The sequence below is a fragment of the Conexibacter sp. W3-3-2 genome, assembly GCF_009707605.1.
Lineage (GTDB): Bacteria > Actinomycetota > Thermoleophilia > Solirubrobacterales > Solirubrobacteraceae > Paraconexibacter > Paraconexibacter algicola.
This window is the reverse complement of record NZ_WLYW01000001.1, coordinates 921,117-934,378: the sequence shown is the minus strand read 5'-3', so window position 1 is coordinate 934,378 and position 13,262 is coordinate 921,117. Positions and strand designations below refer to the sequence as shown.

The window sequence follows — 13,262 nt, the reverse complement described above, 5'->3', positions numbered from 1 at the left end:
GGCTCGGCTCAGCCGACGCCGATCAGGCCGACCGCGAACAGCAGCGCCAGCACCACGAGCGCAACGAGCGCGACGGTGAACCCGAGCCACTGCCCGAGCGCGACGACCACGACGAGTCCGATCACGATCCCGACCGCGCCGAGCACGAGGTCCGCGGCCCGCGCGAGCGGTCCCTCCGCGTTCAGCGTCTCGGCGGAACGCCGACCGAGCCGGCGGCGCTGGGCGGGCGTCGTGACGCAGCGCAGGCAGTAGCCGCGCAGGGCGGGGCGCAGCGGGCGGCCGCAGTGGCTGCACGGGGTCGGCGCGCTCATCGCGCGCACCCTACGCCTTCACAACCGCCCGCAGCGCACCGGATAGCGTGCGATCGAGATGCGCCCGTCCTCGCCCGCCCTCGCCCTCGCCGTGCTGCTCGCCGGCGTCCTCGCGCTCGCCGCGGCACCGCGGCCCGCGGCCGCCTCCGGCGTCACCACGCACGCCTTCATGGCCGAGGCCGCGATCCCGTTCGTGCGCACCCCGGAGCTGCGGCAGCTGCTCGAAGCCCACCGCGACGAGCTGCTCTCCGGCGCCCACTACCCCGACGGCGGGTACGGCTCGAGCAGCCTGCCCGGCGGCGACTACGGCGAGGTCAGCCACTGGGAGCGGTTCGTGCGCGCGTACGTGCGGCGGCTGCGCGCCCGCACGGACTGCGCCCCGCTGGCCGCGCCCGCAGGCCCGTGCGCCGCGCAGGTCGCGCACCTGCTCGGCACCGCCGCGCACGGGATCGGGGACGAGCGCTGGGACTGGCTGTTCGAGCCGAAGCTCGCGGACTTCGGCGAGAGCCCCGTGCACCCGGGCTACGCGGCGCTGATCGCCACCGGCCTGCCGGGAGCGGGCGAGCTCGCCGCGCTGCCGCCCGGCCAGTTCATCAACACGCCCGAGTTCGCGCTCGACAACATCGGCCTGGTCGAGCACGGGCGCCTGCGGCGCGTGCCGCGCTACGCGCCGCCCGTCGACGACCTGCTCGCGGTCTACCGGGCGCTCGGCCGCGACGACGTCACCGCGGACGGCATCCGCTCCGGGCACGCGATCATCACCGCGGCGGCGCTCGCCGAGCGCGCCGGGACCGCCGCCGAGTACCCGCGGGTGAAGGTCACGATGCCGACCGCCGCCGCCCAGTACGTCGAGGGCTCGGGCGGCGTGCTCGACGTCGCCCGGGCGGCCGCCGGCTACTACGAGGCGGTCTGGACGACCCTCACGACCGGGACCTCGCCGGCGCCGCAGGTCGTCGGCGTGCACCCGCAGCCGGGGGAGACCGGCGTGCCGACCGCCTGGCATCCCGTCCGCGCCGCACCCGGGCCGGCCGGCGGCGGCGCCGAGAACCGCATCCTGGCGTCGATCTCCACGGCGCTGCAGGAGGGCACGGTCGACGCGGGCAGCTTCCGGCTGCTCGGTCCGGGCGGGCGGCCCGTCCCGCAGGAGCCGGGCTTCCCGAAGGCCGGGCCCTACGGCTACGCGGACGGGGCGCACACGTTCCTCGCCTGGCCCGCCGCGGACCTCGCGCCGTGCACGACCTACACCGCCGAGGTCACCACGCGGCTGCGCGACCACGCCGGGGCGCGGCTCCGCGCCCCGTACCGCTGGTCGTTCACCACCCGCGCGGCACCGGGCGCGACCTGCCCGCCCGGGCCCCAGACGACCGGACCGCAGATGACGCAGGACGCGATCGCGCCCGACGGCCACGCCCACGGCGTGCCGGCGACCGCGACCGTTGCGATCCGCCGGCTCGCCCGCACGCCCGGCCGCGGCGACGTCCTGCGGCTGACGCTCAGCTGCATCGGTCCCGGGGACTGCCGCGGGCGCACCGGGCTGCTCGCGCGCGCCGGCGCGCGCAGCTTCAGCCTCGGCGCGCGCCCGCACCGCATCCGCGAGCTGCGGACCCAGGTCCTGTCGTTCCGGCTCCCGCCCGCCGCCCGCGCCGCGCTGCGCCGGCGCGGCCGGCTCGCGGTCGACGTGCGGATCCTGCAGCGCGGCGCGGCGTCCGGGCAGGCGTCGACGACGACGCGGCGGTTCGTGCTGCGCCAGGCGCGCCCGCGCCGCTGACCGCGGCGCTCAGGCCTCGTCGTCGGCGGGCGGCGCGTTGCGCGCCGCGGCACCCGCCACGTCCTTGTGCAGCCGCTTCATCGGGGCGGCGAGGTCGTGGGCGGTGGCGGCGGCCTTGATCAGCGTCGTCTGCCGGTCGCGCTGCGAGCCGCCGAACAGGAGGCTCGCCCCGCCGACGAGGTGCAGCGACCACGCCTTCACCTGCTCCAGCGGCAGCTCGAGGATCTCGTCGACGTCCGCGGTCCCGTACTCGGCGGCGAGCGCCTCGAGCACCAGCCGGGGGAAGTGGTCGCGCGTCAGCTGCTCGGCCGCCTCGGCGGCCTCCTCACCGGAGCGCTTCTCGATCCACCACAGCTGCTTGGGCGTGAGCGGCAGCTCGGTGTCGGGGCGGCGGTGCTCCTTGAACGCGTCGATGATCCGCTGCACCTCCCGCGGCGTCACCGGCTCCCCGGCGACCGCCCGCTCGTAGAACTCCATGATCAGCGGCTGGACGCCGGAGACGTCGGCGTCGCCGTGCAGGCTGACGAGGAGGCCGTGCTGGGCGTCGCTGACCGGACGGGGGCGCATGCGCGGGTTGCGGCTGTTCATCACCGCACAGCCTACGACCCTCGGACTGGCGCTCGCGGTGCCGCTCCGCGACACTCCGGTGTGTCCCGTCGTACACCAGGGAGGTCCGTCGTGCCCACCACCGTCCATCGGCAGTGCAACCTCTGCGAGGCCCACTGCGGCATCGCCGTCGAGGTGCAGGGCACGAAGGTCCTGCGGATCACCGGCGATCCCGAGGACCACTTCTCCCGCGGCTACATCTGCCCGAAGGCGGCGGCGCTCACGGACCTCTACGAGGACCCCGACCGGGTCACCACGCCGCTGCGCAAGACCGCCGACGGCGGCTGGGAGCCGCTGGGCTGGGACGAGGCGCTCGACGCCGCCGCGGCCGGCCTGCGCCGCGTGCGCGAGCAGCACGGCGCCGACGCGATCGCCAACTACCTCGGCAACCCGGGCGCGCACAGCTGGTCGGTCCTCGCGTTCCTGACCCTGCGGCTGGTGCTCGGCACGCGCAACAACTACTCGGCGACCTCGACCGACCAGCTGCCCCAGCACCTCACCTCCGCGGAGATGCTCGGCACGCCGCTCGTCTTCCCGATCCCGGACCTCGAGCGCACCGACCACCTGCTCGTCCTCGGCGCCAACCCGGCCGTCTCCAACGGCTCCGTCATGTCCGCGCCCGGCGTGCGCGACCGCCTGCGCGCCGTGAAGGCCCGCGGCGGCACCGTGATCGTCGTCGACCCGCGCCGCACCGAGACGGCGCGGCTGGCCGACGAGCACGTCGCCGTGCGCCCCGGCGGCGACCCGTACCTGCTGCTCGGCATGATCGGCGTCCTCTTCGCCGAGGACCTCGTCGCGGTCGGGCGGCTCGCCGAGCACGTCGACGGGGTGGAGGAGCTGCGCGCGCTCACCGCCGCGTGGACGCCGGAGCGTGCCGCCGAGCACAGTGGCGTCGACGCCGACACGATCATGCGCCTGGCGCGCGGATTCGCGGCGGCCCCGAGCGCGGTCGCGTACGGGCGCGTGGGCGTCTGCCAGACGCAGACCGGCACCGTCACCCACTGGCTGATCACCGCGCTGAACACGCTGACCGGCAACCTCGACCGGCCGGGCGGCGCGATGTTCACGACGCCGCCGGTGGACCCGACGCCGCTGCTGCAGCTCGTCGGGAAGACCGGGTTCCGCCTGCACCGCACGCGCAACGCGCGCGTGAGCGGCCTGCCGAACATGAACGGCGAGTTCCCGATCGCCGGCCTGGCCGACGAGATCACGACCCCGGGCGACGGCCAGGTCCGCGCCCTCGTGGTCTACGCGGGCAACCCGGTGCTCTCCGCCCCGGGCGGAGCGGCGCTCGACGCGGCGCTGCCGCAGCTCGACTTCATGGTGGCGATCGACCAGTACGTCACCGAGACGACCCGCCACGCGGACATCATCCTGCCGCCGGTCAGCGCCCTGGAGCGCGACGACCTCGACTTCGTGATGCCGGCGGTGTCGGTCCGCAACCACGTGCGCTTCAGCCCGGCGGCCGTCCCGAAGCGGCCCGGTGGCCGCGAGGACTGGCAGATCATCAACGGCCTGTCGCGCCGGCTCGGCACCGGGCTGCGCCGTCGCGGCGTGGCCGGCGCGGTGCACGCCGCGACGCTGCTGAAGCTCGACAGCCCCGCGCGGATCCTCGACCTGGCGCTGGCGATGGGGCCCTACGGCGTGCTGCGGCGCGGCCCGCTGAAGGGCCTGACGGTCGCGCGCGTGCGCGCCGCCGAGCACGGCATCGACCTCGGGCCGCTCGAGCCGCGCCTGCCCGGCATGCTCACCACGCCCGGTCGCCGCGTGCAGCTCGCGCCCGAGCTGTTCGTCGAGGAGGCGCGGCGGCTCGACGCGCAGGCGCGCGAGCAGGGGGAGGCGACCGCCGACGGCTTCGACCTGACGCTGATCGGCCGCCGCTCGCTGCGCAGCAACAACTCGTGGCTGCACAACAGCCGCCGGCTGATGAAGGGCGCCGACCGCTGCGTGGCGCTGCTGCACCCCGACGACGCGCAGGCCCGCGGCCTGTCCGACGGGGCGCTCGTGCGCGTCAGCTCCCGGGTCGGCGCGATCGACCTGCCGGTGCAGGTCAGCGACGAGCTGCGGCCCGGCGTCGTGTCGATCCCGCACGGCTTCGGCCACGGCCGCGAGGGCGTCGGCTGGACGCACGCGGCCGCCAAGCCCGGCGTGAGCGTCAACGACATCACCGACCCGACGGTCCTGGACCGGCTGACCGGCAACGCCGCCTACAACTCGGTCGCCGTCCGCGTGGAGGCCGTCCCGGTCGACGCGGCGGCCGCCGCGGACGACGCCGCGCTCGCCGCGGGCGGTCGATGAGCGTCCCGGTCCTGCTGCTGCACAGCGGCGGCATGTCGTCCCGGCAGTTCGGGCGGCTCGCCGCCGCGCTGCAGCAGGACGGGCGCGTCGTGCACGCCCCGGACCTGCTCGGCCACGGGGACGCCCCCGACCTGCTGGGTGACGGCCCGTTCGACCTCGAGGTCGAGCTGCGCCGCCTGGAGGACCTCGTCGACGGACTGCGCGCCGAGGCGGGCGTCCCCGCGGTCGACCTCGTCGGGCACTCCTACGGCGGGCTGGTGGCCCTGCACCTCGTCCGGCGCCGCCCCGACACCGTGCGCCGCCTCGCGCTGTTCGAGCCGGTCGCGTTCGGCGTGCTGCGCGACCCGCCCGACGAGGAGGGCCTCGCGAGCCTCGCGGTCGTCGCCGAGGACTCCATCTTCCGCGACCCCGACCCGGACGACCTGGAGCCGTGGCTGCGGGTCTTCGTGGACTTCTGGAGCGGCCCGGGCGCCTGGGACGCGCTCGGTGACGCGGGGCGCGCCTCGTTCCTGCACGCGGGCCGCACGCTCGTCGGCGGGATCGCCGCGGTGGTCGACGACCGCACGACGGTCGCGGCGCTCGAGGCGGTGGGCCAGCCGACGCTGCTGCTGAGCGGCGGCCGGTCGCCGCTGGCCGCCCGCCGCGTCGCCGCGGTCCTGGCGGCGGGCCTCGCGGACGCCCGGCTGCACACGATCGAGGACGCCGGCCACATGGGGCCGCTAACGCACGCCGGCGAGGTCAACGACCGCGTGGTCGCCCACCTCGCGGCGTGACCGCGCTCAGACCGGGTAGAAGCGCTTCATCAGCGGGAGCAGCACCGCGCGCGGCGTGTAGCGGCCGCCGAGCGTGACCGCCTTGATCGCGGCGCCGGGCACGACCACGCGCCGGTTGGACTCGAGGCCCGCGACCGCCTGCCGCGCCACCTCGGCGGCGGACACCATCGCGAACGACGGCGCGTTGGCGAACAGCTCCTCGGCACCGGCGACGGCCGCGAACTCCGTCTCGACCGGACCGGGGCACAGCGCGGTGACCGCGACGCCCTTGTCCTTCAGCTCGGTGTGCAGCCCCTCCGAGAACGAGAGGGCGAAGGCCTTGGTCGCCGCGTAGGTCGCCTGGCCGGGGATCGGCTGGAAGCCCGCCGAGGACGCGACGACGAGGATCGCGCCCTCGCCGCGTGCGACCATCGCCGGCACGTACGCGGTGCTCAGCGCCACGACCGCCTCGCAGTTCAGCCGGACCTGGCCGGTCTCCTTCGCGGCGTCGACGGTGCCGATCTCGCCGACGGTCCCGTAGCCGGCGTTGTTGACGAGGATCGAGACCTCGAGGCCGAGCGCCGCGACGCGGTCGGGCAGCGCGTCGCGCGCCGCCGGGTCGGCGAGGTCGCAGGCGAGCACCTCGACGCGGACGCCGTGGGCGTCGCGCAGCTCCTGGGCGACCGCGGCGAGGCGGTCCTCACGGCGGGCGACGAGCACGAGCGCGTGCCCGCGCTGCGCGAGCTCGCGGGCGATGTCCACGCCGATCCCGGAGGAGGCGCCGGTGACGAGGGCCGCATCGCTGGCGGCGGGCTTCGGAAGCGACATGCCGGGGACCGTACACTGGCGCCCGTGCGGCTCCTGCGCGTCCTGCTCCCGACGGTCCTGATCGTGCTCGCGGGCGCGCCCGTCGCCGCCCGGGCGGCCGACGTGCCGTGGACCGAGCGACGGGTCCTGAACATGACCCACCAGGGCGGGGAGGCCGAGCACCCGTCGGGCACGATGTACGCGCTGCGCGAGTCGCTGGCGCTCGGCGCCGACATGCTCGAGCTCGACGTGCAGCCGGCGAAGGACGGCACGCTGATGGTGCTGCACGACCAGAGCGTCGAGCGCACGACGGGCCTGGACCGCTCCGTCTACGACCTCTCGGTGGAGGAGGTGCAGCGCCTCGACGCGGCGTTCCACTTCGTCCCCGGTCGCGGCACCGTGCGGGGCCTGCCCGCCGACGCGTACCCGCTGCGCGGCGTGCGGACCGGGCAGCGGTCCGCCCCCCTGGGGTACACGCCCGACGACTTCCGCATCCCGACACTCGAGGAGGTCCTGCGCGCGTTCCCGGACGTGCCGGTGAACATCGAGATCAAGGGCCGCTCCGACGCCGACCGCGACTCGTTCCTGCGCAACGCCGACCTGCTCGTCGCGCTGCTGCGCCGCGTGCCCGCCGGGCCGCTGGTCGTCGTCTCGTTCAACCAGGACGCGGTCGACCGCTTCCACGCCCAGCTGCCCGAGATCGGGACCGCGCCCGGGATCCTCGGGGCGGCGACGTTCCTGGGGACCGGCCTGGCGCCGGCGGGCACCGTCGCGCTGCAGGTCCCGCCGAAGCTCAACGGGGTGCCGATCGTCACCGCGGACTTCGTGTCCCGCGCGCACCGGGCGGGCCATGCGGTGCACGTCTGGTTCAGCGGGCAGGAGGAGTCCGAGCGCGTCTACGAGGCGATGCTCGACCTCGGGGTCGACGGCCTGATGCCCGCGCGGCCGCGCGCGCTGGAGGCGGTCCTCTGCCGGCGCGGCGTCCCGCGCCCCGCCGGCAACCCGAACCACTGCGGCGGCGGCGCGGCGCGCGCCGCGCAGGCCTGCTTCCCGGAGGTGGCGGCGATCTCGCGCGTGGACCGCGCGGGCCGCGCCACGGTCCGGCTCGCGCGCACGGCGACGACGCTGGACGTGGCGTGTCGCGGCACGCTGCGGCTGCGCACCCGCGGTGGCCGGCGCGTCGCGACCGCGCCGCTGCACTTCCCCTACGGCGTCGCGGCGACGACCACGCGGATCGCGGTCGCGCGCGACGTGCGGCGGCGCCTGGCGCGCGGGCCGGTCGCGGTCGCCGCGCTCACCCGCGTCGACGGCGCGCGGATCGAGCGCGCCCGTCGCGTCACGCTGCGCCGCTGAGCGCGCTCAGGCCGCCGGGTCGCCGCCCGCGGGCGGGGCGTAGCGGTGGTGGAGCATGAGCTGGTTGCCGTCGGGGTCGGCGAAGAACGCCATGTGGCAGACGCCCGTGTCGATCGTGTCGCCGAAGAAGACGACCCCGGCCGCCTCGAGCTGCGCGCGGGTCGCGGCGACGTCGTCGACACCCAGCGGCCACGGGTTGCCCTGCTGCGCGACGAACGGCATGCCCTGCGCCTCGGGCTCCCAGATCGCGAAGCACGTGTCGCCCGCCCACTGCTCGTAGGCGGCGGTCGGGTCGGGGCGCAGGCCGAGCACGTCGCGGTAGAAGGCGCGCGAGCGGTCGACGTCCTGGGAGGGGACGCCGAGGAAGTCCAGTCGCCGCACGAGGGCGCTCATCGGGCGGCGTCCATGTGGCGGCGCAGCGCGGCGCCCATCGCGGGCAGGGCCTGCGCGCCCTCGCCCGCGAGCAGCGGCGAGATCAGGTGGAAGTCGTGCCACAGGCCGGCGAACTCGCGCTCGTCGACCGCGAGGCCCGCGTCGCGGCCGCGCTGCGCGATCGCGCGGCCGTCGGGGGCGAGGAAGTCGTCGCCCGCCACCTGCACGACGAACGGCGGCAGCCCGTCGAGGTCGGCGAACATCGGGGAGGCGAGCGGGTCGCGCGGGTCGGCGTCCCCGAGGTAGCTGGCGGCGAAGCGGCCGATGCGCGAGCGGCTGAGCAGCGGCTCGCGCGGCGCGTCCGGTCGCCCGCCGGTCGCCTCGGGGGTGAGGTCGAGCCACGGGCAGATGAGCCCGAGCGCGGCGGGCTGCGGCAGCCCGTCGGTGCGGATCCGCTGCGCGAGCGCGAGCGACAGCCCGCCGCCCGCCGAGTCGCCCGCGACCACGAGCTTCGCGGGGTCGACGCCCTCGTCCAGCAGCGCCCGGTAGGCGGCGAGCGCGTCGTCGACCGCGGCGGGGAAGCGGTGCTCGTCGGCCATCCGGTACTCGAGCACGACGGTGCGCGCCCCGGCCGCCGCGGCGATCCGTGCGGCGTAGCCGCGGTACGCCTTCGCGGTGCCGGTGCAGTAGCCGCCACCGTGGAGGTACAGCAGCACGCGCCGGTCGTCGGCGCCCGCCGGACGGGCGTCGAAGCCGGGCACGCCGCCCCAGCTGCCGGGGACGATGCGCGTCCCGCGCGGCGGCGGCGGCACGAGCGTCGCGAGCTCGAGCCGCTTGCGGGAGGTCTCCCAGCTGATCCGCGGCGACAGCAGCCAGCGGGCGAGCGGGCGCAGCGAGGCGCGGACGACGTCGGGCGGGAGACCGGGCATGGGCGCAGCCTATCCGTGAGCGTTCCGTGAGAGGGAGGACTGGACACGCGCCCGGGCGGAGAGACTGGCGGGATGACTCCGACCCGCCCGCTTCTCCCGCTCGCGACGATCGCCGCGTCGGCCGCCGCCGTCGCCGTGGTCGCGGCGCCCGCCTCGGCGCTCGCCGCCAAGCCCTCGGTGTCGACCTCTGCGCCGACCCGCGTCGAGAGCGCCTCGGCACGGCTCAACGCAAAGGTCGACCCCAACGGCGCGACGACGACCTACAACTTCCAGTACGGGCCGACCCGCAAGCTCGGCACCTCGACGCCGGTCGCCCCCGCGGGCAGCGGCACCCGGGCGATCACCGCGCGCGCCGACATCGCCGGGCTGAAGGCGAACACGACCTACTACTACCGCGTCGTCGCCAGCAACGCGTCGGGCGTCGTGTCGGGCGGCACCCGCTCGTTCCGCACGAAGAAGGTGCCGCTCTCCCTGTCGCTGACCGCGACGCCCAACCCGGTGACGATCGGCGCTCCCACGACGCTCACCGGGCAGCTCGCGGGCACCGGCGGCGGGGACCGCAGGATCCAGCTGCAGATCAACGCGTTCCCGTACACGTCGGGGTTCGCGAACTCCGGCAACTCGGTCGTGACGAAGCCGGACGGCAGCTTCTCGATCCCGGTGCTCGGTCTGACCTCCAACGCGCAGTTCCGCGTCGTCGCGACCGAGCCCAAGCGGCTGGTGTCGGCGCCGATCATCGTCGGGGTCTCGCCCGTCGTGCGGACGGCGGTCAGCACGACCCGGCCGCGGCGTGGCAGCCGCGTGCGCTTCGCCGGCACGGTCTCGCCGTCCTGGGTCCCGGCCCAGATGGCGGTGCAGAAGCGCAACAGCGAGGGCCGCTGGGTCACGGTCGGCGGCGGGATCACCCGCACGCTGCGCGAGGACGCGTCCCGCTACGCCGTGCGCGTGACCGTGCCGCGGGGCGGCACCTACCGGGTGTTCGTCGGCCTGGCCGACTCCCGCTACGCGCCCGCCGTCGGGCCGGAGATCCGGCTGCGCACGCGCTGAGCGTCCGCCTAGGATCCGGTCGATGAGCGAGCAGCCCTGGCCGTTCTCGTTCGTCGACCGGATCCGCTACGGCGACCTCGACGCGAACCGGCACCTCAACAACGTCGCGGTCCACCAGTTCCACGAGAGCGCGCGGATCGCGTACATGGCGCGCCTGTTCCCCGAGGCCGACGTGACGCTCGGCCACGACTTCCCGGTGATCTTCGCCGAGACCCACGTGCGCTTCCGCTCGCCGGGCCTCTACGACGAGGAGATCCGCACCGACGTGCGCCCCGCGGTGCTGCGCCGCTCGAGCGTGCGCCTGGACTTCCGGATGGTCTGCACGGCCGACGGGCGGCTCGTCGCGGACGGCTGGGGAACGCTGGTCGGGTACGACTACGCCGCCGGGCGGGCGGCCCCGCTGCCGGAGGCGATGGCGGCCGCGCTGCGCGCCGACGGGGCGGTCCCCGCCGCCGCCGAATAGTCCACCGAACGAGTGGGATATCCTCGGACGATGCTCGACGACCAGATCGCCTGGTGGATCGCCGGTCCCGTCATGGGACTCTGCGTGGTCGCCTGCCGGATCCTCTTCAATGCCCGCCTCGGGGTCACCGGCGGCTTCTCGGAGCTGATCGGCAAGGCCGCGGCGGGCCGCCGCGACATCGACTGGCGCGGCTGGTTCGCGCTCGGGATCGTCGGGGCGGGCGCGCTGTTCGCGCTGCTCAACGGCGCGACGAGCTTCGACGGCTACGGCTGGATGACCCGCACCTTCGAGGGCGGGGAGCAGCTGTGGATGGTGCCGCTGCTGCTCGTCTCCGGGGTGCTGATCGGCTACGGCGCGAAGACCGCGGGCGGCTGCACGTCGGGCAACGGCCTGGCGGGCACGAGCACGCTGTCGCCGGCGGCGCTCGCGTCCACCGCGACGTTCTTCGGCACGGCGATCGTGGTCAGCCTCGTCATCCGGGCGCTGATCTAGATGGCCGCCCGTCAGCACGCCGCCGGGGCGTTCATCGGCCTGGTCTTCGGCTTCATGCTCTGCTGGAGCGGCATGGTGGACCCGGACGTCATCCGCCGGGCGCTCCTGTTCGAGGACGCCTACATGTTCTTCTTCATGGGGTCCGCCGTCGGGACCGCCGCGATCGGCCTGCGGATCCTTGCGCGGCTGGAGCGGCGCGCGGTGCTCGTCGACGAGCCGATCGCCTGGACGCCGGAGCGGGCCACCCGCCGGCACGTCGGCGGCAGCCTGCTGTTCGGGCTCGGCTGGGGCGTCTCGGGCGCGTGCCCGGGACCGGTCGCCGCGCAGGTCGGCCAGGGCATCGGCTGGGGCTTCGTGACGCTCGTCGGCGTGCTCGCCGGGGTCTGGCTGTACATGCGCCGCGAGGGGGCGGTGGAGACCGAGCCGGCCAGCGACGCGACGGCCGCGCCCGACCCGTCCGCGCGTGCGGTGGTGCCCGCGTAGACCTGACCGACCGGTCGGTCGTTGTGTGCGCGCTCGCACACCGTGTTCGACGGCGGTGCGGAACACTCGTTCGTGCCTCCTTCACCGGGGGCGAGGAGAGGGATCTACCACCGACTGGAGATCCACATGAGCCCGACCGCCGCCGCTGCCGCCCCCACCGTCCGCTACCTGGACGACCTGAACCTCGCGCAGTGCATCCTCGGTGACGACGTCGTCCTGGACCGCAAGACGCTCACGCTCTACGACGTGAACGCCGAGACCCGCGAGCTGCGCATGATCGGCTCGTACAGCACGCCCGGCGAGGCCCTGGGCGCGCTCGACGTCCTCGGCTAGTCGCCGAGATCCCTCCACGAACAGCGGTGTTCACCGTCCCGGTAGTCTCGCTCGGGTGGACACCGCTCCCCGCAAGCTCCCTCGCGGCCGCCACGGCCTGAGCCGTGAGGAGGTCGCCGCCTCCCAGCGCGAGCGCCTGCTGCGCGCCATGGCCGAGGCCGTCGCCGAGCACGGCTACGCCAAGACGTCCGTCGCCCAGGTCCTGCGCCGCGCCGGCGTCTCCCGCGAGTCCTTCTACGAGCAGTTCGCCAACAAGGAGGACTGCTTCCTCGCCGCCTACGACGAGGCCGCGACCGTCCTGCTGGGGATCATGGCCGCCGGGCTCGCCGCCCCGGAGCCGGAGGCGGACCCGGCGGCCGCCGAGCTGACGGTGCTCGAGCAGCTCTCGCGCGTGCTGCGCGCCTACCTCGCCGCACTGGCCGCCGAGCCCGCGATCGCCCGCACGTTCTTCGTCGAGGTCTACGCCGCCGGGGACGCCGCGCTGCGGCGGCGCGTCGACGTGCAGGCCCGCTTCGTCGACGCGATGGCCCCGCTCGTCGACGCCCGCGACGACACCGAGCGGTTCGCCGTCGAGGCGCTGGTGGCCGCGATCAGCGCGCTGGTGACCCAGCGCGTCTGCGCCGGGCGCTTCGACGAGCTCGAGGCGCTGCACGGCCCGGTCGTCGGGCTCGTCGCGCGCGTGCTGGGGGAGGAGGCGTGAGCGTGCCGCGGATCAGCCCGGGCTCGCGCCGTGACGTGGGCGTCCTCACCTGGGCCTTCGCGCAGGTCGCCGGCCGCGTCACCGGCACGACGCCGCCGAACATCTTCCTGACGCTCGGACGGCACCGCTCGCTGTTCCGCGGCTGGCTCGTGTTCGCCGGGCGGCTGATGCCGGGCGGCACGCTGCCGCGGCGCGAGAGCGAGCTCGTGATCCTGCGGGTCGCGCACCTCGCCGACAGCGCCTACGAGCGCACCCAGCACCGCCGGCTCGGTGCGCGGGCGGGACTCACCGACGTCGAGATGGACCGCGTCGAGCTCGGGCCGCAGGCGCCGGGCTGGTCGCCGCGCGAGCGCGCGCTGCTCCTCGCGACCGACGAGCTGCACCACACCCGCGACCTCGGTGACGAGACGTGGGAGCTGCTGCGCGGGCACCTGGACGAGCGCGGCCTGATCGAGCTGGTGATGCTCGCCGGGCACTACGAGCTGCTCGCGACGGCACTGCACGTCCTGCGCGTGCAGCCCGACCGGCCGCGGCGCTGACCCGGCGTC

16 protein-coding genes are annotated in these 13,262 nt (G+C 75.6%); 11 read left to right on the top strand and 5 right to left on the bottom strand.

Translation table 11 applies throughout. From position 1 onward, the window contains the following. Positions 1-8: 8 nt before the first annotated feature. Positions 9-311, bottom strand: a complete 303-nt coding sequence (locus GKE82_RS04680) for a hypothetical protein (RefSeq protein WP_154732474.1) — start codon at positions 309-311, stop codon at positions 9-11. Between the two features lie 58 nt (positions 312-369). Here GKE82_RS04680 and GKE82_RS04675 point away from each other — a divergent pair, with 58 nt between their 5' ends. After that, positions 370-2,079: an Ig-like domain-containing protein gene (locus GKE82_RS04675; RefSeq protein ID WP_154732473.1), complete on the top strand. Its 1,710-nt coding sequence runs from the start codon at positions 370-372 to the stop codon at positions 2,077-2,079. Positions 2,080-2,088: 9 nt separating this feature from the next. Here the strand turns inward: GKE82_RS04675 and GKE82_RS04670 are convergent, their stop codons facing one another. Beyond that, positions 2,089-2,667 (bottom strand): hypothetical protein, encoded by a 579-nt coding sequence (locus GKE82_RS04670; protein WP_107570587.1) that lies wholly within the window; start codon positions 2,665-2,667, stop codon positions 2,089-2,091. A gap of 90 nt (positions 2,668-2,757) precedes the next feature. On the opposite strand from GKE82_RS04670, the gene GKE82_RS04665 reads away from it, so the two are divergent. Both GKE82_RS04665 and GKE82_RS04660 read left to right on the top strand, forming a co-directional pair. Beyond that, entirely contained in the window at positions 2,758-4,983 is a 2,226-nt protein-coding gene (locus GKE82_RS04665; protein WP_309233415.1) for a molybdopterin-dependent oxidoreductase, read from the top strand. Continuing rightward, positions 4,980-5,756, top strand: a complete 777-nt coding sequence (locus GKE82_RS04660; RefSeq protein WP_154732471.1) for an alpha/beta fold hydrolase — start codon at positions 4,980-4,982, stop codon at positions 5,754-5,756. Before GKE82_RS04665 ends, GKE82_RS04660 begins: the two co-directional genes overlap by 4 nt. Before the next feature lie 6 nt (positions 5,757-5,762). Here the strand turns inward: GKE82_RS04660 and GKE82_RS04655 are convergent, their stop codons facing one another. Beyond that, positions 5,763-6,563, bottom strand: a complete 801-nt coding sequence (locus tag GKE82_RS04655; RefSeq protein ID WP_107570584.1) for an SDR family oxidoreductase — start codon at positions 6,561-6,563, stop codon at positions 5,763-5,765. Positions 6,564-6,587: 24 nt separating this feature from the next. Between GKE82_RS04655 and GKE82_RS04650 the strand changes: the two genes are divergently transcribed. After that, positions 6,588-7,895 carry a glycerophosphodiester phosphodiesterase family protein gene (locus tag GKE82_RS04650; RefSeq protein ID WP_154732470.1) on the top strand — a complete coding sequence of 436 codons (1,308 nt, stop codon included), beginning with the start codon at positions 6,588-6,590 and terminating at the stop codon, positions 7,893-7,895. Positions 7,896-7,901: 6 nt separating this feature from the next. Here the strand turns inward: GKE82_RS04650 and GKE82_RS04645 are convergent, their stop codons facing one another. After that, a complete protein-coding gene (locus GKE82_RS04645; RefSeq protein ID WP_107570583.1) occupies positions 7,902-8,288 on the bottom strand; it encodes a VOC family protein in 387 nt (128 codons plus the stop codon). Then, positions 8,285-9,196, bottom strand: coding sequence for an alpha/beta hydrolase (locus GKE82_RS04640; RefSeq protein WP_154732469.1), 912 nt, complete (start codon positions 9,194-9,196; stop codon positions 8,285-8,287). The genes GKE82_RS04645 and GKE82_RS04640 overlap by 4 nt, the downstream gene beginning before the upstream one ends. A 72-nt stretch (positions 9,197-9,268) precedes the next feature. Between GKE82_RS04640 and GKE82_RS04635 the strand changes: the two genes are divergently transcribed. The 7 genes from GKE82_RS04635 to GKE82_RS27850 all read left to right on the top strand — a co-directional run bounded on the left by GKE82_RS04635 (position 9,269) and on the right by GKE82_RS27850 (position 13,253). After that, positions 9,269-10,243 carry a fibronectin type III domain-containing protein gene (locus tag GKE82_RS04635; RefSeq protein ID WP_154732468.1) on the top strand — a complete coding sequence of 325 codons (975 nt, stop codon included), beginning with the start codon at positions 9,269-9,271 and terminating at the stop codon, positions 10,241-10,243. A gap of 22 nt (positions 10,244-10,265) precedes the next feature. Continuing rightward, entirely contained in the window at positions 10,266-10,706 is a 441-nt protein-coding gene (locus GKE82_RS04630; RefSeq protein ID WP_107570580.1) for a thioesterase family protein, read from the top strand. Positions 10,707-10,736: 30 nt separating this feature from the next. Then, complete coding sequence (locus GKE82_RS04625; RefSeq protein WP_107570579.1) at positions 10,737-11,198, top strand: YeeE/YedE family protein; 462 nt, start codon at positions 10,737-10,739, stop codon at positions 11,196-11,198. Continuing rightward, on the top strand, positions 11,199-11,681 hold the full coding sequence (locus GKE82_RS04620; protein ID WP_154732467.1) for a DUF6691 family protein: 483 nt from the start codon (positions 11,199-11,201) through the stop codon (positions 11,679-11,681). Positions 11,682-11,807: 126 nt separating this feature from the next. Continuing rightward, complete coding sequence (locus GKE82_RS04615) at positions 11,808-12,014, top strand: hypothetical protein (protein WP_107570577.1); 207 nt, start codon at positions 11,808-11,810, stop codon at positions 12,012-12,014. 55 nt (positions 12,015-12,069) lie between these two features. Further along, positions 12,070-12,714, top strand: coding sequence for a helix-turn-helix domain-containing protein (locus GKE82_RS04610; RefSeq protein WP_309233414.1), 645 nt, complete (start codon positions 12,070-12,072; stop codon positions 12,712-12,714). Further along, the gene (locus GKE82_RS27850; RefSeq protein WP_375336988.1) at positions 12,711-13,253 is read left to right on the top strand and encodes a carboxymuconolactone decarboxylase family protein; all 543 of its coding nucleotides are present in this window, start codon (positions 12,711-12,713) and stop codon (positions 13,251-13,253) included. Before GKE82_RS04610 ends, GKE82_RS27850 begins: the two co-directional genes overlap by 4 nt. Positions 13,254-13,262: the final 9 nt, after the last annotated feature.

Excerpts from the sequence above, each read along its gene's own strand:
- GKE82_RS04680 (WP_154732474.1), bottom strand. The coding sequence starts at position 311 with ATGAGCGCGCCGACCCCGTGCAGCCACTGCGGCCGCCCGCTGCGCCCC.
- GKE82_RS04675 (WP_154732473.1), top strand. The coding sequence starts at position 370 with ATGCGCCCGTCCTCGCCCGCCCTCGCCCTCGCCGTGCTGCTCGCCGGC.
- GKE82_RS04670 (WP_107570587.1), bottom strand. The coding sequence starts at position 2,667 with ATGAACAGCCGCAACCCGCGCATGCGCCCCCGTCCGGTCAGCGACGCC.
- GKE82_RS04660 (WP_154732471.1), top strand. The coding sequence starts at position 4,980 with ATGAGCGTCCCGGTCCTGCTGCTGCACAGCGGCGGCATGTCGTCCCGG.
- GKE82_RS04655 (WP_107570584.1), bottom strand. The coding sequence starts at position 6,563 with ATGTCGCTTCCGAAGCCCGCCGCCAGCGATGCGGCCCTCGTCACCGGC.
- GKE82_RS04645 (WP_107570583.1), bottom strand. The coding sequence starts at position 8,288 with ATGAGCGCCCTCGTGCGGCGACTGGACTTCCTCGGCGTCCCCTCCCAG.
- GKE82_RS04640 (WP_154732469.1), bottom strand. The coding sequence starts at position 9,196 with ATGCCCGGTCTCCCGCCCGACGTCGTCCGCGCCTCGCTGCGCCCGCTC.
- GKE82_RS04635 (WP_154732468.1), top strand. The coding sequence starts at position 9,269 with ATGACTCCGACCCGCCCGCTTCTCCCGCTCGCGACGATCGCCGCGTCG.
- GKE82_RS04630 (WP_107570580.1), top strand. The coding sequence starts at position 10,266 with ATGAGCGAGCAGCCCTGGCCGTTCTCGTTCGTCGACCGGATCCGCTAC.
- GKE82_RS04625 (WP_107570579.1), top strand. The coding sequence starts at position 10,737 with ATGCTCGACGACCAGATCGCCTGGTGGATCGCCGGTCCCGTCATGGGA.
- GKE82_RS04620 (WP_154732467.1), top strand. The coding sequence starts at position 11,199 with ATGGCCGCCCGTCAGCACGCCGCCGGGGCGTTCATCGGCCTGGTCTTC.
- GKE82_RS04615 (WP_107570577.1), top strand. The coding sequence starts at position 11,808 with ATGAGCCCGACCGCCGCCGCTGCCGCCCCCACCGTCCGCTACCTGGAC.